Source organism: Limnohabitans sp. (assembly GCF_031539175.1).
Classification (GTDB): Bacteria; Pseudomonadota; Gammaproteobacteria; order Burkholderiales; family Burkholderiaceae_C; genus Limnohabitans.
Window position 1 is genome coordinate 1 of the sequence record NZ_JAVKLQ010000017.1, and the last position, 21,326, is coordinate 21,326.

The window sequence follows — 21,326 nt, forward strand, 5'->3', positions numbered from 1 at the left end:
AACCGTGACGGATGAGGAATTGACTATGATTGAAAACCGATTGAATCATCGCCCCAGAAAGCGACTAGGATTCAAGACACCTCACGAGGTATTCCATGCCTCGTTAAAGCGTGTTGCACTTCGTCCTTGAATCCGCCTTTTGATTTCCCCAAATAATGCACTGCTTATCCACAGTGTTATCCCAAGGCGTGTGCCTTGATGGGGCTTAGGATGTGTGTTTTACAGGATGCCTATGTCAGCCGCTTTGTCCAGTCTTGAAGAAGGCTTCTCTGCCGATCAACAAATCGCTCAGTTGCGTATCCCGCCGCATTCGGTGGAAGCCGAATCCAGCGTTTTAGGCGGCTTGCTCTTGGACAACAGTGCGTGGGACCGCGTCGGCGATTTGCTGGTCGATGGTGATTTTTACCGTTACGAGCACAAGCAGGTCTATGCGGCCATTGGTGCGTTGGTGAATGCGAGTCGCCCAGCGGACGTGATCACGGTGTATGAGCATTTACAGGCTTTGGGAAAAGCCGAAGAAATTGGCGGTTTAGGCTATTTGAATGCGTTGGCTCAGTATGTGCCGAGCGCGAGCAACATCCGACGCTATGCCGAAATCGTGCGTGAGCGTTCGATTTTGCGCAAGCTGGTGACCGCCAGCGATGAAATTGCTACCAACGCCTTCAACACGCAAGGCCGAGCTGTGGCCCAAATTTTGGACGAAGCTGAGCAAAAGATCTTCAACATTGGTGAAGAAGGCTCGCGCATGAAGCAGGGCTTTCAGGCCATGCCCCAGTTGGTGGTGGACCTGTTGGACCGTGTGCAAGAAATGGCGGACAACCAAAACGACATCACCGGCGTACCGACGGGCTTTGTTGACTTTGACCGCATGACCTCCGGCTTGCAGCCGGGTGACTTGATCGTGTTGGCGGCCCGTCCGTCGATGGGTAAAACCGCCTTGGCCATCAACATCGCCGAGCATGTGGCGGTGAATGAAGGTTTGCCTGTGGCTGTGTTCTCCATGGAGATGGGGGCATCGCAGTTGGCGGTTCGTATTGTGGGGTCGATTGGTCGTGTGGACCAAGGCCATTTACGCACTGGCAAACTCAGTGACGATGAATGGCCGCGTTTGACCGAGGCCATTGAGAAGCTGCGCAATGTGTCTCTGCATATCGACGAAACACCGGGCCTCACGCCCAGTGAGTTACGCGCCAACGCGCGACGCTTGGCGCGTCAGTGCGGCAAATTGGGCTTGATCGTGGTCGACTATTTGCAGTTGATGAGCGGCTCGAGCAGCAGCGGTGGTGACAACCGCGCCACCGAGATTGGCGAAATTTCGCGAGGTTTGAAGATGCTCGCCAAAGAGCTGCAATGCCCCGTGATTGCTTTGTCTCAGCTCAACCGAAGCGTGGAACAACGCACCGACAAGCGTCCCATGATGAGTGACTTGCGTGAATCGGGTGCCATTGAGCAGGATGCGGACGTCATCATGTTCATTTACCGTGATGATTACTACAACAAAGAATCCAAAGAGCCTGGCGTGGCCGAGGTCATCATTGGCAAGCAGCGTAACGGCCCAACAGGCACCGTCAAGCTGGCCTTCTTGAAACCGCTGACCAAGTTTGAGAGCTTGGCCAGTGGTTACAACAACGGCGATTTCTAAGCTTTACAGCACGTCGCTGGCAAAGTCCGCCAGTCGTGAACGCTCGCCGCGGGCTAGGGTAATGTGCCCACCGTGTGGCCAACCTTTGAAGCGGTCGACAGCGTAGGTCAATCCCGACGAGCCTTCGGTCAAGTAGGGCGTGTCGATCTGAGCCAAGTTGCCCATGCAGACGATCTTGGTGCCTGGGCCCGCACGCGTGATCAGCGTTTTCATTTGCTTGGGCGTCAAGTTTTGTGCTTCATCAATGATCAAGTACTTGTTCAAGAACGTGCGTCCGCGCATGAAATTCAAGCTCTTGATTTTGATGCGGCTGCGAATTAACTCATTCGTTGCTGCACGGCCCCACTCGCCAGAGGTGGTTTCGGTTTTGGCCAAGACTTCTAAGTTGTCGTCCAATGCGCCCATCCAAGGGCCCATTTTTTCTTCTTCAGTGCCCGGTAAAAAGCCGATGTCTTCACCGACGCTCACCGTGGCGCGGGTCATGATGATTTCTGTGTAACGGCGATCGTCCAAGACTTGTGTCAAGCCCGCAGCCAAGGCCATCAAGGTTTTACCTGTTCCTGCTGTGCCGGTGAGAGTGACGAAGTCAATCTCAGGGTCGGTCAACATGTTCATCGCAAAATTTTGTTCCCGATTGCGGGTGGTCACGCCCCACACCGCATTTTTGAGGTGATTGAAATCTTTGAGCGTTTTGAGCACCACGTTTTTGCCGCGAATCTCAGTCACGCGTGCGTACAAACTGGGTTCGCCCGCGGCTTCGTAGTAGACGAATTGATTGATGTGTAAGTCGGCTACGATGGGGCCACTCAAGCTGTAAAACGTCTGGTTGCCGCTTTGCCAGCTCTCCACCGATTTTGCGTGTTTGATCCAGAAGTCTTGGGGCAACGCGATGGCGCCCGAATACAGCAGGTCGCCGTCTTCTAAGGTTTTGTCGTTTTGATAGTCTTCTGCGGCCAAGCCCAATGCGCGTGCTTTGACGCGCATGTTGATGTCTTTGGACACCAGCACCACCTCGCGCGGTGCGTGCACTTGTCGAAGCGCTTCGACCACGCCCAAAATTTGGTTGTCTGCTTTGCCTTGCGGCAAACTCGATGGCAGCGTGAAATCTAGCACTTGCGTTTGGAAGAACAGTCGTCCGCCCACTTCGCGGTGTCCTGTGCCATCCAGTTTGATGCCCGTGGTGATGTCTGCACCATGCGTGGCCACCAACGCATCAAGCGTACGACTGGTTTGGCGTGCGTTGCGCGCAACTTCGGTCATGCCCTTTTTGTGACCGTCTAGCTCTTCCAACACGATCATGGGCAAAAACACGTCATGTTCTTCGAAGTTGAAGAGGCACATGGGGTCGTGCATCAACACATTGGTGTCGAGCACAAACAATTTAGTTGGTCCTGTGTGCTTGGTCTTTTTGGTGCGTGCCGTGCTGCTGCGTAAGGGGGCGGTTTGACGTTCTTCGTCGCGTCGGCGTTCGCTTTCATGGCGGTTGTCGCGTGCCTTGGGCGCCACGGGGGCATGCGTTTTTGCCATAGGTGCTTTAGGCGATTGCGCTGAAGCCACTGGCTCCGATGGCAAGACCTTCTCGTCCGTCCTGCGTGTCGATTTGGTTTTTGCAGAGGTCTGGATCGCTTCGGTATTCAGAAAAGCAGCGCGTTTGGCAGGGGCGGGAGGCAGTGGCATGGAAGGGCTTTGTGTGAAGTAACGAAAAAGAGGGACTCAAAAACGAAAAAGCCGCCTGGAGGCCAAGGCGGCTTGAAGAGAGTGCGTGTTCGTTTTTGTGAACGTCATAGAGCCACTATACCCGAGCTCTGTGACGTTTTAAGGACGGGATCAGGCGCCTGCTTTTTTCAAGGCTTTGACGGCCTTCAAAACATCATCCACATGGCCTGGCACTTTCAAACCGCGCCACTCTTCTTTGAGTAAGCCGTCGGGGCCGACCAAGAAGGTGCTGCGCTCAATGCCTTTGACTTTTTTGCCGTACATGATTTTGTTTTTGACAACACCAAACATGTGGCACATTTTTTCTTCTGTGTCGGCAATCAGCTCGAACGGGAGTTCCAGCTTGGTTTTGAACTCGTCGTGTGACTTCATGTTGTCACGCGACACGCCAAACACGATGGCACCCGCTTTGACGAAGTCTTTGTACTTGTCGCGGAACTGCATGGCTTCTGTCGTACAGCCCGGGGTGTTGTCTTTGGGGTAAAAGTACAACACCATCATTTGGCCGTTGTGAGAGTTGTTAGAAACCTTGATGCCACCTGTTGCGTTGGCCTCAAATTCGGGAAGGGGTTTGTTGACAACAATTGCCATAGCGCTCAATCAGGTGTGACAGTGGAGACGGCCGGATGAAGGGAGCGACTGTCTAGACAGCCCCCTTACGGCAACCCACTATTTTAACTTAGAAAGAAGCGGGGTCTGCGTTGTGTCGGACGTTCCGAGACAGAGGTACTTATTCATTACCTATCGTGGGTTCAACCAATAATGCTGCGGCCACCTTGCGACCTTCACCCGCCAAAATGTTGTAAGTGCGGCATGCTGCTTGGGTGTCCATTGTTTCGATGCCGATGCGCTTGTGCATGAAAGCGATTAACCATTCGGGTTTGGCAAAACGCAACCGATCTCCGCTACCAAAAATGACCAACTCCACATCAAGCGCGGCCAATTGTGCGAAGTGTTCTGGGCCTAAATCATCGAAGCGCGTGCATTGCCAATCCACGCGCACGCCTGCAGAGGTGATCAACACGCTGTGTTGAACCTTTTCACCTTGAATGGCCAGCCAGCCAGGGCCATAGCCAGTGACGGACAGGGTGTCGATGCGATCGGGTTGTAATTTCATAAATGCCTTGAGAACTGTGGTCAAATTATAGGTTTTCACCCTGTAAAAGAGCCCTCGGAGGGACTTTGAAGAAGATCCAAAAATCCAACAAGCTGTCCAACGTCTGTTATGACATTCGCGGTCCCATCATGGACCGAGCGCGTCACATGGAGGAGGAAGGCCACAAAATCATCAAGCTCAACATTGGCAATTTGGCCGTGTTTGGCTTCGATGCGCCTGAAGAAATTCAGCAAGACATGATCCGCAATCTGCCGACCTCGGCGGGTTATTCCGACAGCAAAGGTATCTTTGGTGCGCGCAAAGCGGTGATGCACGAGACGCAAAAGCAGGGCATCAAAGGTGTCACGCTGGACGATATTTATTTGGGCAACGGTGCCAGTGAGTTGATCGTCATGGCGACCAATGGCTTGCTCAACGATGGCGATGAAATGCTGTTGCCCGCGCCAGACTATCCCTTGTGGACAGCGGCTGTGAGCCTGTCCGGCGGTACGCCAGTGCATTACGTGTGCGACGAAGCCAATGGTTGGATGCCCAACATCGACGACATTCGCGCCAAGATCACGCCCAATACCAAAGGCATCGTGGTCATCAACCCGAACAACCCTACGGGTGCTTTGTACTCGGATGCGTTGTTGCTCGAAATCGTGGCTTTGGCGCGTGAGCACGGCTTGATTATTTTTGCCGATGAGGTGTACGACAAGGTTTTGTATGACGACGTCAAGCACACGCCTATCGGCAGTTTGAGCGAAGACGTGTTGACCCTCACTTTCAACTCTTTGTCTAAAAGCTACCGTTCATGCGGCTATCGCGCGGGTTGGTTGGTGGTGTCGGGCGACAAAAAGCCTGCGGCCGATTACATCGAGGGCCTCAACATGCTCTCGAACATGCGCTTGTGTGCCAACGTGCCAGGCCAGTGGGCGATTCAAACGGCCTTGGGCGGCTACCAAAGCATCAACGACTTGGTAGGCGAGGGCGGTCGTTTGCGCAAGCAACGTGACTTGGCCTATGAGCTCATCACCGCGATTCCCGGCGTGACGTGTGTGAAGCCGCAAGCGGCGCTGTACATGTTTCCGCGTTTGGACCCCAACATCTACCCGATCAAAGATGATCAGCAATTCTTTTTGGAATTGTTGGAAGAAACCAAGGTCATGTTGGTGCAAGGCACCGGCTTCAATTGGCCAGACACGGATCACTTCCGTATCGTCTTCTTGCCCCATGTGGATGATTTGCGCGAGGCCATCTTGCGCATCGCTAAATTCCTCGAAAACTACAGAAATAAAAACGCAGTATGAAACCGATTCAAGTAGGCCTGTTAGGCATTGGCACTGTAGGCAGCGGCACTTTCGAAGTGCTCCAACGCAACCAAGAAGAAATCCAACGTCGCGCCGGTCGCGGCATTCAAGTCACGATGGTGGCTGACCTTGATGTGGCGCGTGCCAAAAGCATCGTGGGTGCGAATGTGCAAGTGGTCGACGATGCACGCAAAGTCATCGCCAACCCCGACATCGACATCGTGGTGGAGCTCATTGGCGGCTACGGCATCGCCAAGCAACTCGTGCTCGAAGCCATCGAAGCGGGCAAGCATGTGGTCACGGCCAACAAGGCACTGCTGGCGGTGCACGGCACAGAAATTTTTGCAGCGGCCCACAAAAAGGGCGTGATGGTCGCGTTTGAAGCGGCTGTCGCTGGTGGTATTCCGATCATCAAGGCTTTGCGCGAAGGCCTGACTGCCAACCGCATTCAGTGGCTAGCGGGCATCATCAATGGCACCACCAACTTCATCTTGTCTGAGATGCGCGACAAAGGCTTGACCTTTGATGACGTGCTCAAGCAAGCCCAAGCCTTGGGTTATGCCGAAGCTGACCCCACCTTCGACATTGAAGGTGTGGACGCCGCACACAAAGCCACCATCATGTCAGCCATCGCGTTTGGCGTGCCTGTGCAATTTGACAAAGCGTATGTCGAAGGCATCATCAAGCTCGAATCGCAAGACATCAAGTACGCCGAACAACTCGGCTATCGCATCAAGCTGCTCGGCATTTCCAAGCGCACAGCCGCAGGCATTGAGCTGCGCGTGCACCCTTGCTTGGTGCCAAGCAAGCGTTTGATTGCCAACGTCGAAGGCGCGATGAACGCGGTGATGGTGCAAGCCGACGCCGTGGGTACCACGCTCTACTACGGCAAAGGTGCAGGTAGCGAGCCCACAGCCAGCGCTGTGATTGCCGACTTGGTGGACATCACACGTTTGCACACCGCCGACCCACTCAACCGCGTGCCGCATTTGGCCTTCCAACCTGATGCGATGAGCAACTTGCCGATTTTGCCGATGGACCAAGTGGTGACCAGCTACTACCTGCGCTTGCGCGTGGCCGACCAAGCGGGCGTGCTCGCCAAAGTCACAGGCATTTTGGCGACTGCCGACATCAGCATTGATGCCGTGTTGCAGCGCGAAGCCGGTGAGGGCGAGAGCCACACCGACCTCATCATCTTGACCCACGATTGCGTGGAAGCCAAGATGAACCAAGCCATCGCTGAAATGCAAAAGCTGACCACCGTGTTGGCCCCGATCACCCGCATCCGCAAAGAAGAGTTGAACTGATGCTGTATTTGTCCACGCGCGGCCACGCCGAGCGCAAGCGTTTTTGTGAAATCCTCCTCGAGGGCCTGGCCCCCGATGGTGGTTTGTATTTGCCCGAGCACTACCCACAGGTGGACGATGCCGCGCTCACGCGTTTGCGCGCCACGTTCAACACGCAGGGCTATGCTGCCTTGGCGTTTGACGTGCTGTCGCTCTACATCGATGACATTCCTGCCGCCGACCTGAAAACCTTGTGCGCCAAGACCTACACCCAAGAGGTGTACGGCACCGAGGCCATCGTGCCTGTGCACAAGTTAGAAGAGGGCTTGTTGGTCGAGGCTTTGTCCAACGGCCCCACGCTCGCGTTCAAAGACATGGCCATGCAACTGCTGGGCAACTTGTTTGAATACGAGTTGGCACGTCGTGGCGAAGAACTCAACATTTTTGGTGCGACCAGTGGCGACACGGGCAGTGCGGCCGAATACGCCATGCGCGGCAAAAAAGGTGTGCGCGTGTTCATGACCAGCCCACACGGTCGTATGAGCCCATTCCAACAAGCGCAAATGTTCAGCTTGATGGATGAGAACATCCACAACATCGCCATCGAAGGCGTGTTTGACGATTGCCAAGATTTGGTCAAAGCGGTGTCCAACGATTTGGACTTCAAAACCCAATACAAAATTGGCACGGTCAACTCCATCAACTGGGCACGTTTGTTGGCGCAGGTGGTGTACTACTTTGCAGGCTATTTCCAAGCCACCACCGCCAACAGCCAAAAGGTGAACTTCACCGTGCCGAGTGGCAACTTTGGCAACGTGTGCGCAGGCCATGTGGCCCGCATGATGGGTTTGCCCGTGGACACCTTGGTGGCGGCCACCAACGAAAACGATGTGTTGGACGAGTTCTTCCGCACCGGCGTGTACCGCGTGCGCGGCAGTGCCGACACACACGAAACCTCTAGCCCGTCGATGGACATTTCCAAGGCCAGCAATTTCGAACGCTTTGTGTTCGATTTGCTCGGTCGCGATGCCGCGTTGACCAAAGACTTGTTTGGCGCCCAAATTTCGAAGAACGGCAAGTTCGATTTGAGCGGCAACCCGCACTTCGTAGAAGCTGCCAGCCGCTACGGTTTCGCCAGTGGCAAGAGCACGCATGCGAACCGTTTGGCTACCATCCAAGACGTCTACAAACGCTTCGGCCAGATGATCGACACCCACACCGCCGACGGCGTGAAAGTGGCGCGTGAACACATCAAGGCGGGTGTGCCCATGATCGTGTTGGAAACGGCATTGCCTATCAAATTTGCCGCCACCATCGTGGAAGCCTTGGGGCAAGAGCCCGACCGTCCGGCTAAGTTTGAAGGCATTGAAGCCTTGCCCAAACGCGTGCACGTGATGAAGGCGGATGTGGCGCAAATCAAGGCCTACATTGCCAAGCATTGCGATCACGCATGAAGGTCGTCGCCTTTGCCGGTTACTCCGGTTCGGGCAAAACCACGTTGGTTGAGCAATTGATTGTCGAGATGCGCATGCTTGGGCTTCGCGTTTCGGTGGTCAAGCACGCGCATCACAACTTTGACGTTGATCAGCCGGGCAAAGACAGCTGGCGTCACCGCGAGGCGGGTGCGTTTGAGGTGGTGGTGGCGTCCAGCCAGCGTTTGGTGGTGCAGCGTACGTTTGAGCAACCCACACGTTTGTCGGTGCATCATCTGTTGGCTGAGGTTTACGACGGTGTGGATTGGGTGTTGGTCGAAGGTTTCAAGCAAAGCGATTTGCTCAAAATCGAAGTGTGGCGACATGCCTCCGGCCAGCCTGTGCGCTACCCTGACGATGATTTTGTGGTGGCCATCGCCACCGACTCACCCCAAGCGTTGCCAGAGCCCACGCTTCGCCCTCTTTTGGATTTGAACGATCCAGAGGCTGTGTGCGCATGGCTGATCGATCACCAAGACCGTTTTCACTACAACCCACGTCCGATATGACACGTCCTGCATTGCGTTCCCTGGATGAAGCCTTGCCGTTGCTCTTGGCCCAAGCGATGCCGTTGCAAAGCCAGCAAACGGTGTCCACATTTGATGCCGATGGCCGTGTGCTGGCGCAAGATGTGACCTCTGCTTTGCAAGTGCCACCGCAAGACAACAGCTCCATGGATGGCTACGCCGTGCGTGTGGCTGACTGCATGCACGCGGGAGCGGTGCTGCGTGTCACGCAACGCATTCCTGCGGGTTCCAGCGGCACACCTCTCCATGCAGGCGAAGCCGCCCGCATCTTCACGGGGGCGCCTATCCCCGCGGGCGCGGATGCTGTGGTGATGCAAGAAGACTGCGAGGCTTTAGACGGTGACCAAGTCAAAGTGAGTAAGACCGTGCCCGCAGGGCAATGGATTCGTCGCTCTGGCGAAGACGTCACACGCGGTGCCACGGTGCTCACGCAAGGCACACGCTTGACGCCTGCCGAATTGGGCTTGGCCGCCAGCATTGGGTTGGCACAGTTGCAAGTGTCTGCACGTCCGCGGGTGGCCTTGTTTTCGACCGGCGATGAGTTGGTCATGCCTGGTGATGTGGCCCCCGAGGCCATGCCTGCGGGTGCGATTTACAACTCCAACCGTTTCTTTTTGCGCGCCATGTTGCAGCGCTTGGGTTGCGAGGTGACCGACCTTGGCATCGTCCCCGACAAACGCGAGGCCACTGTTGCCGCTTTGCGCGATGCAGCGCAGCACCACGATTTGATTTTGACGAGCGGCGGCGTGTCGGTGGGAGAGGAAGATCACATCAAGCCCGCGGTGGAAAGCTTGGGCGAATTGAACCTTTGGCAATTGGCCATCAAGCCCGGCAAGCCTTTTGCCTATGGCAAGGTGAACCGCGAGACCGAAGGTGACGCCTGCCATTTCATGGGTCTGCCCGGCAACCCAGTGTCCAGTTTTGTGACCTTTTTGTTGTTGGTGCGTCCGTTTGTATTGGGCTTGCAAGGTGTGACCCAGACAGACGTGAAACGCACCGAGATGACGGCCCACTTTGATTGGCCCCGTGCCGACAAACGCCGTGAGTTTTTGCGTGTCAAACGCAATGCACAAGGGGGGCTCGATTTGTTTCCCAACCAAAGCTCTGGCGTCTTGACGTCGGCGGTATGGGGTGATGGCGTGGTGGATAACCCTGCCGGGCAGACAATTTCAAAAGGCGATACCGTTCGCTTTATTTCCTTTGCGGAGTGGTTGGCATGAACGTCACCTTGAAGTACTTTGCGTCCATTCGCGAAGCCATCGGGCAGGGCAGCGAAAGCGTGCACACGCAAGCCACCACGCTCGATGCCTTGCGTGATGAACTGATCGCTCGTGGCGGGGCTTATGCCGAGGCGTTGGCGCGTGGCCGCGCTGTGCGTACAGCCGTGAATCAAGACCTCTGCGATGGCGCGATGGCGCTGAGCGATGGGTGTGAAGTTGCGTTCTTTCCGCCCGTGACGGGTGGCTAAACCCTCAGCAGTTTTTCGAGGTGATTTATGACTTTCAGCGTCAGCATCCAAACCCAAGACTTTGATGTGAGCCAAGAGCTCGCCGCTTTGCGTGCGGGCGATGCGCGTGTGGGCGCGGTCTGTTCTTTTCTTGGCACCGTGCGCGAACGCAACGACGGCAGCTCGGTCGCCAGCATGGAGCTGGAGCACTACCCTGGCATGACCGAGAAGTCCATCGCCGCGATGATGGATGAAGCTAAGAAGCGTTTTGACATTTATGCCGCACGTGTGATTCATCGCGTGGGGTTGCTGCATCCTGAAGACCAAATTGTGTTCGTGGCCGTGACTTCTGCCCACCGCGGCGAGAGCTTCAAGGCGTGCGAGTTTTTGATGGACTACCTCAAAACGCAAGCGCCGTTTTGGAAAAAAGAAGTCACGCCCGAAGGCGCGCGTTGGGTGGACGCTCGCGTGAGCGATGACCAAGCCTTGGCGCGTTGGGGCATTCAAGCGGCCAACACCTTTGCTGCCTAAAGGTTCGCCACCGCACTGACATGGCGATGGTTGGCGGGTTGAATGCACCATGTCTTGACCTGCGTCAAAGCCGGTTTGTTGGCCTGATCTTGAAATAGAGCGCATCAGCCTCAGCTACGAGGTAGTTCAACATCTGCTTCGGAGTTTCCATGCGTCTCGACAAACTCACCACTAAATTTCAAGAAGCCCTGTCAGAGGCCCAAAGCTTGGCCTTAGGTGGCGACCATGCCTACATCGAACCCTCGCATGTGTTGGTTGCCATGTTGCGTCAAGACGATGGCCCCAAGTCGTTGTTGCAGCGTGCAGGTGCCAACGTGGTGGGGCTGTTGGCTGCTGCTGAATCGGCTATGAACCGCTTGCCCAAAGTCGAAGGCCAAGAGCAAGTGCAGGTCGGGCGCGACACCGTGTCCTTGGTGCAAGCGGCTGAAAAAGAGGCCATCAAACGTGGCGACCAGTTTGTGGCCAGCGAGTTGTTTTTGCTCGCCATGTGCGACAACAAAGGCAACTGGGGCAAGATGGCCACAGAGAGTGGCTTGAGCCGTCGCTCTTTGGAGTCTGCCGTGACAGCGGTGCGCGGTGGTCAAAAGGTGGACAACGCCGAGAGCGAAGGTCAGCGTGAGTCGCTCAAGAAATACTGTGTCGACTTGACTGAGCGTGCCCGCAGCGGCAAGTTGGACCCCGTGATTGGCCGCGACGACGAAATTCGCCGCGCTATTCAAGTGCTGCAACGGCGCACCAAAAACAACCCCGTGTTGATTGGTGAGCCCGGCGTGGGTAAGACCGCGATTGTGGAGGGCTTGGCCCAACGCATCGTGGCCGGTGAGGTGCCAGATTCGCTCAAAGGTAAACGCGTGCTGTCCCTGGACATGGCCGCGCTGTTGGCAGGAGCCAAGTTTCGTGGCGAGTTTGAAGAGCGTCTGAAAAGCGTGTTGACCGAATTGGCCAAAGACGAAGGCAAGACCATCGTTTTCATTGACGAGCTCCACACCATGGTGGGCGCAGGGAAGGCCGAAGGCGCGATGGATGCGGGCAACATGCTCAAGCCCGCATTGGCCCGCGGCGAGTTGCATTGTGTGGGCGCCACCACGCTCGACGAGTACCGCAAATACATCGAAAAAGATGCCGCGTTGGAGCGCCGTTTCCAAAAGATCATCGTGGGTGAGCCCACAGTGGAGGCCACCATCGCCATCTTGCGCGGTTTGCAAGAGAAATACGAAGTGCACCATGGCGTGGAGATCACCGACCCCGCCATCGTGGCGGCGGCAGAGTTGTCGCACCGTTACATCACCGACCGTTTCTTGCCCGACAAAGCGATTGACTTGATCGACGAAGCCGCAGCCAAGGTGAAGATCGAAATCGACTCCAAGCCCGAGGTGATGGACAAGCTCGACCGTCGCTTGATTCAGCTCAAGATCGAGCGTGAAGCCGTGCGCAAAGAAAAAGACGAAGCCTCGCAAAAACGCTTGGCCTTGCTGGAGGAAGAAATCACGCAGCTGGGCAAAGAAGCCGCGGACTTGGATGAAATCTGGAAGTCTGAAAAAGCGTCGGCCCACGGTGGCGCGCAGATCAAAGAAGAGATTGACCGCTTGCGTTTCCAAATTGAAGAATTCACCCGCAAGGGCGATTTCAACAAGGTGGCCGAGTTGCAGTACGGCAAACTGCCCGAGCTTGAAAAGCGCATGAAAGACGCGACCGCCAAAGAAAATGCCAAGCAGGCCAAAACGGGTGGTCATCGTCTCCTGCGCACGCAAGTGGGCGTGGAAGAGATCGCCGAAGTCGTGGCGCGTGCCACAGGCATTCCGGTGTCCAAACTCATGCAGGGCGAGCGCGAAAAGTTGCTGCAAATGGAAGACAAGTTGCACAACCGTGTGGTGGGCCAAGACGAGGCCATCACGGCCGTGGCCAACGCCATTCGCCGTTCACGCGCAGGCTTGGGAGACCCCAACCGTCCGACCGGCTCGTTCTTGTTCTTGGGCCCTACGGGCGTGGGCAAGACCGAACTGTGCAAGGCCTTGGCGGGCTTCTTGTTTGACAGTGAAGACCACATGATTCGCATCGACATGAGCGAGTTCATGGAGAAGCACTCGGTGAGCCGATTGATCGGTGCGCCCCCTGGCTATGTGGGTTACGACGAGGGCGGTTACTTGACAGAAGCCGTTCGCCGCAAGCCTTACAGCGTGCTGTTGCTGGATGAGGTGGAGAAAGCCCATCCCGATGTGTTCAACATCTTGTTGCAAGTGCTAGACGATGGCCGTTTGACCGATGGCCAAGGCCGCACGGTGGACTTCAAAAACACGGTGATTGTGATGACGTCCAACATCGGCTCGCCCATCATCCAAAGCATGGTCGGTGAAGATCCGCAAGACATCAAAGATGCGGTGTGGGATGAACTGAAAACGCATTTCCGCCCTGAGTTTTTGAACCGCATTGACGAGACGGTGGTGTTCCATGCCTTGGATGCGGAGCACATCGCGCGCATTGCCGACATTCAACTCAAGGTATTGTCTGAGCGCTTGGCCAAGATGGACTTCACGCTGCAAGTCTCGCCTGCAGCGCTGGCTGAATTGGCCAAGGTGGGCTTCGACCCTGTGTTTGGCGCGCGCCCCTTGAAGCGTGCCATCCAGCAACGAATTGAAAACCCGCTGTCTAAGTTGCTGTTGGAGGGTAAGTTTGGCCCCAAAGACACGATTGCGGTGAGCGTTGATCCCGTGCGTGCGCCGGGTGAGTTCGCGTTTATCAAGCTAGCGGCTTGATGTGATTCGCTAAAAGGGCCTTGTCCCCCAGCGGACGGCGCAGGAAAAGCGCAACAGGTAGGATTCAACATCTTCATCTGTTGCGCTTTTTTGTCGCCCTTTTATGACCACACTTGCTCAAACGGCCACCCCATGGCGAGATGACGCGTCTGTCATCGGCTTGGTCGGCTTGGCCCATGCCAGCTCGCACTTTTCGCACTTGCTGTTGCCTTTGATGTTTCCTGTGTTCATCAAAACCTTTGGTCTGAGTTATTCGGAACTGGGGTTTTTGATGTCGGTGTTTTTTGTCGTGTCGGGCATGGGGCAAGCGTCGGCAGGTTTTGTGGTGGATCGTTTTGGCGCAAGGCCCGTCATGTTTGCCTCATTGCTGATGCTCGCCCTTGCTTGCATGGTGGCTTCTGTGGCGCAAAGTTATGCAGGCTTGATGGTGGCTGCCGCCATGTTGGGGCTCGGGAACTGTTCGTTTCATCCCGTGGACTTCACCATCTTGAATCAAAAGGTGTCGCCTCCGCGTTTGGGCTATGCCTTCAGCGCGCATGGGTTGACGGGCAATTTGGGGTGGGCGGTGGCCCCTGTGTTCATGGTGGGATTGAGTACTTTGTTGGACTGGCGTGCCGCCTATGTGGGCGCAGGCTTGGTTTTCTTAGGCATTTTTCTGTTGTTGGTTTGGCAGCGCGACGCGTTGCAGACGCAGGCCACCCATCACAAGCAAGAAGCGGGTGGTGAACATACCTTGGCTTTTTTAAAGATCCCTGTCGTTTGGTGGTGTTTCGGCTTCTTCTTGCTGTCCACCATGACGCTGGCGGTGGTGCAAAGCTTTGCCGTTTCTATTTTGCAAGCCATGCACAACGTGACGTTTGAAGCGGCCACCATGACTTTGACTGCCTATATGCTCTCTGCGGCGTTGGGCATGTTGGTGGGCGGCTTTGTGGCAGCGCGTTGGCCACGCCAAAGTGACAAAGTGGTGGCCAGTTGCATGACGGTCGCTGCACTTTTCATGGCCCTCTGTGGCAGTGGTTGGCTCGATGCCAATGCCACCATGGTCATCTTGGCCGCGACGGGTTTGGCCATTGGCATAGGTGGCCCCTCGCGCGACATGATGATCAAGAAGGCCACGCCTAAAGGGGCCACAGGCCGTGTCTACGGCATGGTGTATTCCGGCCTCGATGTCGGGTTTGCCATTTCTCCTTTGATCTTTGGGGTCTTCATGGACCATGGCTGGTATGGCGCTACTTTGTTGGGCGCAGCCTTAGTGTTGTTGATGAGTGTGGGTGTGGCACTGGGCGTGGGTCGACGCACCGTGCATGGTTAAAACTAAAAAGAGACGAACAATGACAAAACAAATTGCAGGCCACCTGTTGGTCGAGTGCTTGATTGAGCAAGGTGTGACGCACGCGTTTGGCGTGCCAGGCGAAAGTTATTTGGCGGTGTTGGATGGCTTTCATGCCTACCGCGATCGCATTCGATTTGTGACCAACCGCCAAGAGGGCGGGGCAGCTTTCATGGCGGATGCACAGGGCCGTTTAACGGGCCGTCCAGGCGTTTGTTTTGTCACCCGAGGACCTGGGGCAACGAATGCCTCGATCGGTGTGCATACCGCATTTCAAGACAGCGCCCCGATGGTGCTGTTTGTGGGCGATGTCGGCAGCGATTTCCGTGATCGTGAAGCCTTTCAAGAGGTGGACTACAACAGCTTCTTTGGTCCCAGCACCCGTGGGATGGCCAAGCGGGTGGAACGCATCGATGACCCTGCGCGCATTCCTGAATACGTGGCACGCGCTTTTGCCACCGCTATGAACGGCCGGCCGGGCCCTGTGGTGTTGGTGCTGCCAGAAGACATGTTGGTGCATGAGGTCGATTCGCGTCCCTTAGCCCGCGTGGAGCCTTCGCAAGCGTGGAGCGACCCAGGGGCTTTACGCCAACTGCGCGAGATGCTCTTGACCGCGCAGCGTCCCTTTGTGATTGCGGGCGGCAGTGGCTGGACCCAGCAGTCCGCGCAAGCTTTGCAGCGTTTTGCTGAGAACTGGAAGTTGCCAGTGGGCAACGCCTTTCGCTTTCAAGACACGTTTGACAACCACCATCCACAGTACGCCGGCGATGTGGGCATCGGCATCAACCCCAAGTTAGCGCAGCGCATTCGCGAGAGCGATTTGATTTTGGCGATTGGCCCCCGTTTGGGTGAAATGACGACCAGCGGTTACACCCTGTTGCAAGCGCCTAAGCCCACGCAAAAGTTGGTGCACATTCACGCCAGTGCTGAGGAGCTCAACCGCGTCTACCAAGCCGATTTAGCCATGCTCTCCACCATGAACGCGGCCGCCCGTTCACTGGAAGTGCTGACCGCACCGGCCAGCTTGCCTTGGGAAGCATGGACGGCGGCAGCGCATGCCGACTATGAAGCCAACATGGAACCTCAGGCGTTGCCAGGCGAGATTGACATGCCCGCCATCATTGGTGTGGTTAACCGCTTGTTGCCCGATGACACGGTGTACACCAATGGCGCAGGCAACTTTGCCAGCTGGGTGCATCGCTTTCACAAGCACCACGGTTTGGCGCGAGGTCTGCGTACCCAATTGGCGCCAACGGTTGGCTCCATGGGGTACGGCGTGCCAGCAGGCATTGCGGCCAACATCTTGACCGGACGTACGGTGTTCACCATTGCGGGTGATGGCGATTTTTTGATGAATGGCCAAGAGTTGGCAACGGCCTCGCAGCACGGCGCAAAAACGATCATCGTGTTGTTGAACAACGGCATGTACGGCACGATTCGCATGCACCAAGAGCGAGAGTACCCGCATCACCAGAGCGGCTCGCATTTACAAAATCCAGACTTTGCAGCGCTGGCGCAGGCCTACGGTTACGCGGGCGTGCGCATCACGCGCACGGCGGAGTTTGAAGCGGCGCTGACTGAAGCGCTGGCACGCGAGCAGGGCACGCTGATCGAAGTGATGCTGGACCCCGAAGTCATCACCACGCGTGGCACGCTGAGCGCGATCCGTGATGCTGCATTGCAAAAGCAGGTCAAGGTGAAGGCCTCGTAGCGCTGTGGTTTGCGGTGTCGCCGCAAAAGCAAAAGGGACGCCGAGGCGTCCCTTTTTGTTTTCAGCGAAGACCGAATTACTTCAGGTGCTTGCCGATCAAGCCAGCCAATTCAAACATGGTGACTTGTGCTTTGCCGAACACGCCTTTGAGCTTGTCGTCGGCATTGATGTTGCGCTTGTTCGCTGCGTCTTGCAGACCGTGCTTCTTGATGTAGACCCACAGCTTGCTAACCACCTCTGTGCGTGGCACAGGTGTGGCGCCGATCACGGCTGCCAATGCGGCGCTAGGCGTCATGGCTTTCATGAAGGCTGCGTTAGGCGTGCGCTTTTTAGCAGGAGCTTTTTTCGCGGCTACTTTTTTAGCAGGAGCGGCTTTCTTAGCGACGACCTTTTTAGCTGCAGGGGCAGCTTTCTTGGCGGCTGGCTTTGCAGCAGCGACTTTCTTAGCGGGAGCAGCTTTTGCAGCTACGACTTTTTTCGCGGCAGGAGCAGCTTTTGCTGGTGCTTTTTTTGCCGGTGCTTTCTTTGCAGTTGCCATGGTTGATTTCCTTCTAGAAGTGTTTGTCATTGCCTCTGAGAGACGTGCTCTTTGAAACAAGTTGCATGCTAATTGAGAAAAATCTTCTTTCCAAGCGAAAAATGACTTTTTTCACTCGAGATTGTTGTTTTTTGTGACTACGGTTTTGTGAGGTTTTATGAGTTTGATGGTGCGGCAGACATCTCACGTCATGGCGATCTTTGGGTTGAATGTGAGGGGGCGTTTTCAAGAAGGTGTTTTTGAAGCGTACTTTTGTAAAACATATTTTCACAATGTGAATTAATGAAGTGTTGCGCCGCAGCATTTTTTCTTGATATGAGAAATTGAATTTTGCAATTCAAAATATGGTTTTTAAGCTGTTGATTTATATGGGTAAAAATATATTCTTATATAAGACATAAGACAAGTCTTGACTCTTATAGAAGACTTATAGTTGATCCATCGAGAACAGCTTGCTTTGCAAACCTCCTCGTGAACAACCACCAACTTAATGGAGTGAACCATGCCTCAATCACTGAATGAACAACTCAGCCGCGAACAACAAATCGCCGCCCTCGAAAAAGACTGGGCGACCAACCCACGCTGGAAAGGCGTGAAGCGTGGTTACTCTGCCGCAGACGTTGTGCGTTTGCGCGGCAGCATGCCCATTGAGCACACACTCGCCAAGCGCGGTGCAGAAAAGCTCTGGGACAAAGTGAACGGCGGCGCTAAGAAAGGCTACGTCAACGCATTCGGCGCGATCTCTGCGGGTCAAGCCATGCAACAAGCCAAAGCGGGCTTGGAAGCTGTGTATTTGTCAGGCTGGCAAGTCGCTGCTGACGGCAACACCTCTGAAACCATGTACCCAGACCAATCGCTGTACGCGTATGACTCGGTGCCCACCATGGTTCGCCGCATCAACAACACCTTCAAGCGCGCTGACGAAATTCAATGGGGCCGTGGCATCAACCCAGGCGACAAAGAATTCATCGACTACTTCTTGCCCATCGTGGCGGACGCTGAAGCCGGTTTCGGCGGCGTGTTGAACGCGTTCGAATTGATGAAAAACATGATTGCCTCTGGCGCTGCTGGCGTTCACTTCGAAGACCAATTGGCGGCTGTGAAGAAATGCGGCCACATGGGTGGCAAAGTGTTGGTGCCCACACAAGAAGCTTGCGAGAAATTGATTTCTGCACGTTTCGCAGCGGACGTCATGGGTACATCGACCATCGTGTTGGCCCGTACCGATGCTGAAGCCGCCAACTTGATCACGTCTGACCACGACGCCAACGACAAGCCGTTCTTGACGGGCGAGCGCACACCAGAAGGTTTCTACCGCGTTAAAAACGGTTTGGAACAAGCCATCAGCCGCGGTGTGGCATACGCGCCTTACGCTGACTTGGTGTGGTGCGAAACAGGCGTGCCAGACATCGGCTTTGCCCGTGAGTTTGCACAAGCTGTGCACGCAGCATGCCCAGGCAAGCTCCTGTCTTACAACTGCTCACCTTCTTTCAACTGGAAGAAGAACTTGGATGACAAACAAATTGCGTCGTTCCAAGAAGACTTGTCGGCTTTGGGCTACAAGTACCAGTTCATCACTTTGGCTGGTATCCACATCAACTGGTACAACACCTTCCAGTTTGCCCACGCTTACGCCAACGGCGAAGGCATGAAGCACTACGTCAACATGGTGCAAGAGCCTGAGTTCGCAGCACGTGACAAGGGTTACACCTTCGTGTCACACCAACAAGAAGTGGGCGCAGGCTACTTCGACGATGTGACCACGGTCATTCAAGGCGGTTCATCTTCTGTGAAAGCTTTGACAGGTTCTACTGAAGAAGAGCAGTTCCACTGATTGACTTGGGTAGGTAAATGCTGAGCGGCGTAAAATCTAACTCAGCGTTTAGATACTTTTTCCAAGCGCGGCCTTTGCCGCGCTTTTTTACTTTCAGACACATGGTTCAGATTACTCTCCCCGACGGTTCGCAACGTGAATTTCCAGGTCCCATGACGGTGGCCGAAGTGGCTGCGTCAATTGGCGCAGGCTTGGCCAAGGCGGCTTTGGCTGGCAAGGTCGACGGCAAGGTGGTAGACACCAGCTACACCATGGTCAGCAATGCGAACTTGGCCATCATCACGGCCAAAGACGCCGAAGGCTTGGAGGTGATTCGTCACTCCACCGCCCATTTGTTGGCGTATGCGGTGAAAGAACTGTTTCCAGAGGCGCAAGTCACCATCGGCCCCGTCATTGACAACGGTTTCTTCTACGACTTCTCATTCACGCGCGGCTTCACGCCAGAAGACTTGGTGGCGATTGAAAAGCGCATGACCGAGTTGGCGAACAAGGACGAAGCCGTGGTGCGCCGTGTCTTGCCTCGTGATGAGGCGGTGGCTTATTTCAAAGGTTTGGGCGAACACTACAAGGCCGAAATCATTGCCAGCATCCCGAGCAATGAAGATGTCAGCCTGTACCGCGAAGGCAACTTTGAAGACTTGTGCCGTGGTCCACACGTGCCCAGTACTGGCAAGCTCAAGCATTTCAAGTTGATGAAAGTGGCGGGCGCCTATTGGCGCGGTGACCACAAAAACGAAATGCTGCAACGTATTTATGGCACGGCTTGGGCCAGCAAAGACGATTTGCAGATGTACCTCAAGCGTTTGGAAGAGGCTGAAAAGCGCGACCACCGCAAGCTGGGCCGCGAACTCGATTTGTTTCACATTGACGAGCACGCCCCTGGCTTGGTGTTTTGGCACCCCAAGGGTTGGACCGTATGGCAAACCATTGAGCAGTACATGCGTCAGGTGTACCGTGACAACGAGTACCTCGAAGTCAAAGGTCCGCAGATCATTGACAAGTCGCTGTGGGAGAAAACCGGTCACTGGGACAAGTACCGCGACAACATGTTCACCACCGAGTCTGAAAAGCGTGACTACGCTTTGAAGCCGATGAATTGCCCTGGTCACATCTTGATCTTCAAGCAAGGCATCAAGAGCTATCGTGATTTGCCTTTGCGTTACGGCGAGTTTGGCCAGTGCCACCGCAACGAGCCATCCGGCGGCTTGCACGGCATCATGCGCGTGCGTGGCTTCACGCAAGACGATGGCCACATCTTCTGTACCGAAGACCAAATCTTGCCCGAGTGCGACACCTTCACCAAGGTGCTCAAGAAGGTCTATGCAGACTTTGGCTTCACTGACATCTTGTACAAAGTGTCCACACGCCCCGAAGCCCGTATTGGCTCAGACGAGTTGTGGGACAAGGCCGAGAAGGCCTTGATGGACAGTTTGACCGCTGCAGGTTGCGAGTACGTCATCTCTGAAGGCGACGGCGCGTTCTATGGCCCTAAGATTGAATACACCCTGAAAGACGCGATTGGCCGTGAGTGGCAGTGCGGCACGATTCAGGTCGACTTCAACCTGTCTGAGCGCTTGGATGCCGAGTACACGGCGGAAGACGGCTCACGCCAACGCCCCGTTATCTTGCACCGCGCCATTGTTGGCAGCATGGAGCGTTTCATTGGCATTTTGATCGAGCAGCACGCTGGCGCCTTGCCTACTTGGCTGGCTCCCACCCAAGTTTCGGTGCTTGATATCACCGATTCACAGGCCGAATATGCCCAAGAAGTTGCAAAAACGCTGCGAAATCAAGGGCTTAGGGTCGATTTAGACCTCCGCAACGAGAAAATCACGTATAAAATACGCGAGCATTCAATGCGAAAGCTTCCCTACATCTTGGTCGTAGGCGACAAAGAGAAGGAAGCTGGCGCCGTCGCAGTGCGCGCCCGAGGCAATCAAGACCTCGGTGTGATGTCCCTCGAAGCCTTCTCTCAAAAGATTGCCTCTGACATCTCTCTCAAAAGCTAATTTCATTTAGGAATTGCCAAGAGTTGTGCGTCGCACACGTGTGTCGGTTTGTTTTTGATTTTTAAGGATAGTCACCATCGCTACAGAATTTCGCGACCGCCGCCAGCGCGAGGAACGCAAA

At 55.3% G+C, this 21,326-nt stretch carries 17 protein-coding genes; 13 read left to right on the forward strand and 4 right to left on the reverse strand.

The genetic code is table 11. The annotated features are described in order from the left end of the window. Positions 1–232 precede the first annotated feature (232 nt). Entirely contained in the window at positions 233–1,642 is a 1,410-nt protein-coding gene (dnaB, locus tag RMS95_RS02975) for a replicative DNA helicase (protein WP_310643450.1), read from the forward strand. Between the two features lie 3 nt (positions 1,643–1,645). Here dnaB and RMS95_RS02980 read toward each other — a convergent pair whose 3' ends face one another. The 3 genes from RMS95_RS02980 to RMS95_RS02990 form a co-directional block, all read right to left on the reverse strand. Beyond that, complete coding sequence (locus RMS95_RS02980; RefSeq protein ID WP_310643452.1) at positions 1,646–3,319, reverse strand: PhoH family protein; 1,674 nt, start codon at positions 3,317–3,319, stop codon at positions 1,646–1,648. 150 nt (positions 3,320–3,469) lie between these two features. Beyond that, positions 3,470–3,949 (reverse strand): peroxiredoxin, encoded by a 480-nt coding sequence (locus tag RMS95_RS02985; RefSeq protein ID WP_104797748.1) that lies wholly within the window; start codon positions 3,947–3,949, stop codon positions 3,470–3,472. A gap of 139 nt (positions 3,950–4,088) precedes the next feature. Then, positions 4,089–4,475, reverse strand: coding sequence for an Mth938-like domain-containing protein (locus RMS95_RS02990; protein WP_310643453.1), 387 nt, complete (start codon positions 4,473–4,475; stop codon positions 4,089–4,091). 65 nt (positions 4,476–4,540) lie between these two features. On the opposite strand from RMS95_RS02990, the gene RMS95_RS02995 reads away from it, so the two are divergent. The 10 genes from RMS95_RS02995 to RMS95_RS03040 all read left to right on the forward strand — a co-directional run bounded on the left by RMS95_RS02995 (position 4,541) and on the right by RMS95_RS03040 (position 16,824). Further along, positions 4,541–5,767: a pyridoxal phosphate-dependent aminotransferase gene (locus RMS95_RS02995; protein ID WP_310643455.1), complete on the forward strand. Its 1,227-nt coding sequence runs from the start codon at positions 4,541–4,543 to the stop codon at positions 5,765–5,767. After that, complete coding sequence (locus RMS95_RS03000) at positions 5,764–7,074, forward strand: homoserine dehydrogenase (protein ID WP_310643457.1); 1,311 nt, start codon at positions 5,764–5,766, stop codon at positions 7,072–7,074. The genes RMS95_RS02995 and RMS95_RS03000 overlap by 4 nt, the downstream gene beginning before the upstream one ends. Next, complete coding sequence (gene thrC / locus RMS95_RS03005) at positions 7,074–8,507, forward strand: threonine synthase (protein WP_310643459.1); 1,434 nt, start codon at positions 7,074–7,076, stop codon at positions 8,505–8,507. Before RMS95_RS03000 ends, thrC begins: the two co-directional genes overlap by 1 nt. After that, complete coding sequence (gene mobB, locus RMS95_RS03010) at positions 8,504–9,034, forward strand: molybdopterin-guanine dinucleotide biosynthesis protein B (RefSeq protein WP_310643461.1); 531 nt, start codon at positions 8,504–8,506, stop codon at positions 9,032–9,034. The genes thrC and mobB overlap by 4 nt, the downstream gene beginning before the upstream one ends. Further along, complete coding sequence (gene glp / locus RMS95_RS03015) at positions 9,031–10,272, forward strand: gephyrin-like molybdotransferase Glp (protein ID WP_310643463.1); 1,242 nt, start codon at positions 9,031–9,033, stop codon at positions 10,270–10,272. Before mobB ends, glp begins: the two co-directional genes overlap by 4 nt. Beyond that, on the forward strand, positions 10,269–10,520 hold the full coding sequence (gene moaD, locus RMS95_RS03020) for a molybdopterin converting factor subunit 1 (RefSeq protein WP_310643465.1): 252 nt from the start codon (positions 10,269–10,271) through the stop codon (positions 10,518–10,520). Before glp ends, moaD begins: the two co-directional genes overlap by 4 nt. Before the next feature lie 27 nt (positions 10,521–10,547). Beyond that, positions 10,548–11,030, forward strand: coding sequence for a molybdopterin synthase catalytic subunit MoaE (gene moaE / locus RMS95_RS03025; RefSeq protein WP_310643466.1), 483 nt, complete (start codon positions 10,548–10,550; stop codon positions 11,028–11,030). A gap of 149 nt (positions 11,031–11,179) precedes the next feature. Then, positions 11,180–13,783, forward strand: coding sequence for an ATP-dependent chaperone ClpB (gene clpB / locus RMS95_RS03030; protein WP_310643468.1), 2,604 nt, complete (start codon positions 11,180–11,182; stop codon positions 13,781–13,783). 103 nt (positions 13,784–13,886) lie between these two features. Continuing rightward, positions 13,887–15,095 (forward strand): MFS transporter, encoded by a 1,209-nt coding sequence (locus tag RMS95_RS03035; protein WP_310643470.1) that lies wholly within the window; start codon positions 13,887–13,889, stop codon positions 15,093–15,095. Positions 15,096–15,114: 19 nt separating this feature from the next. Continuing rightward, positions 15,115–16,824: a thiamine pyrophosphate-binding protein gene (locus RMS95_RS03040; RefSeq protein ID WP_310643472.1), complete on the forward strand. Its 1,710-nt coding sequence runs from the start codon at positions 15,115–15,117 to the stop codon at positions 16,822–16,824. A gap of 76 nt (positions 16,825–16,900) precedes the next feature. On the opposite strand, the gene RMS95_RS03045 is transcribed toward RMS95_RS03040, so the two are convergent. Next, complete coding sequence (locus RMS95_RS03045) at positions 16,901–17,362, reverse strand: SWIB/MDM2 domain-containing protein (RefSeq protein WP_310643474.1); 462 nt, start codon at positions 17,360–17,362, stop codon at positions 16,901–16,903. Between the two features lie 502 nt (positions 17,363–17,864). Here RMS95_RS03045 and aceA point away from each other — a divergent pair. Both aceA and thrS read left to right on the forward strand, forming a co-directional pair. Further along, entirely contained in the window at positions 17,865–19,196 is a 1,332-nt protein-coding gene (gene aceA, locus RMS95_RS03050; RefSeq protein WP_104797736.1) for an isocitrate lyase, read from the forward strand. Positions 19,197–19,297: 101 nt separating this feature from the next. Beyond that, positions 19,298–21,205, forward strand: coding sequence for a threonine--tRNA ligase (gene thrS / locus RMS95_RS03055; protein ID WP_310643476.1), 1,908 nt, complete (start codon positions 19,298–19,300; stop codon positions 21,203–21,205). Positions 21,206–21,326: the final 121 nt, after the last annotated feature.

Coding starts and splice junctions, on each gene's coding strand:
- dnaB (WP_310643450.1), top strand. CDS start 233: ATGTCAGCCGCTTTGTCCAGTCTTGAAGAAGGCTTCTCTGCCGATCAA.
- RMS95_RS02980 (WP_310643452.1), bottom strand. CDS start 3,319: ATGCCACTGCCTCCCGCCCCTGCCAAACGCGCTGCTTTTCTGAATACC.
- RMS95_RS02985 (WP_104797748.1), bottom strand. CDS start 3,949: ATGGCAATTGTTGTCAACAAACCCCTTCCCGAATTTGAGGCCAACGCA.
- RMS95_RS02990 (WP_310643453.1), bottom strand. CDS start 4,475: ATGAAATTACAACCCGATCGCATCGACACCCTGTCCGTCACTGGCTAT.
- RMS95_RS03000 (WP_310643457.1), top strand. CDS start 5,764: ATGAAACCGATTCAAGTAGGCCTGTTAGGCATTGGCACTGTAGGCAGC.
- thrC (WP_310643459.1), top strand. CDS start 7,074: ATGCTGTATTTGTCCACGCGCGGCCACGCCGAGCGCAAGCGTTTTTGT.
- mobB (WP_310643461.1), top strand. CDS start 8,504: ATGAAGGTCGTCGCCTTTGCCGGTTACTCCGGTTCGGGCAAAACCACG.
- glp (WP_310643463.1), top strand. CDS start 9,031: ATGACACGTCCTGCATTGCGTTCCCTGGATGAAGCCTTGCCGTTGCTC.
- moaD (WP_310643465.1), top strand. CDS start 10,269: ATGAACGTCACCTTGAAGTACTTTGCGTCCATTCGCGAAGCCATCGGG.
- moaE (WP_310643466.1), top strand. CDS start 10,548: ATGACTTTCAGCGTCAGCATCCAAACCCAAGACTTTGATGTGAGCCAA.
- clpB (WP_310643468.1), top strand. CDS start 11,180: ATGCGTCTCGACAAACTCACCACTAAATTTCAAGAAGCCCTGTCAGAG.
- RMS95_RS03035 (WP_310643470.1), top strand. CDS start 13,887: ATGACCACACTTGCTCAAACGGCCACCCCATGGCGAGATGACGCGTCT.
- RMS95_RS03040 (WP_310643472.1), top strand. CDS start 15,115: ATGACAAAACAAATTGCAGGCCACCTGTTGGTCGAGTGCTTGATTGAG.
- RMS95_RS03045 (WP_310643474.1), bottom strand. CDS start 17,362: ATGGCAACTGCAAAGAAAGCACCGGCAAAAAAAGCACCAGCAAAAGCT.
- aceA (WP_104797736.1), top strand. CDS start 17,865: ATGCCTCAATCACTGAATGAACAACTCAGCCGCGAACAACAAATCGCC.
- thrS (WP_310643476.1), top strand. CDS start 19,298: ATGGTTCAGATTACTCTCCCCGACGGTTCGCAACGTGAATTTCCAGGT.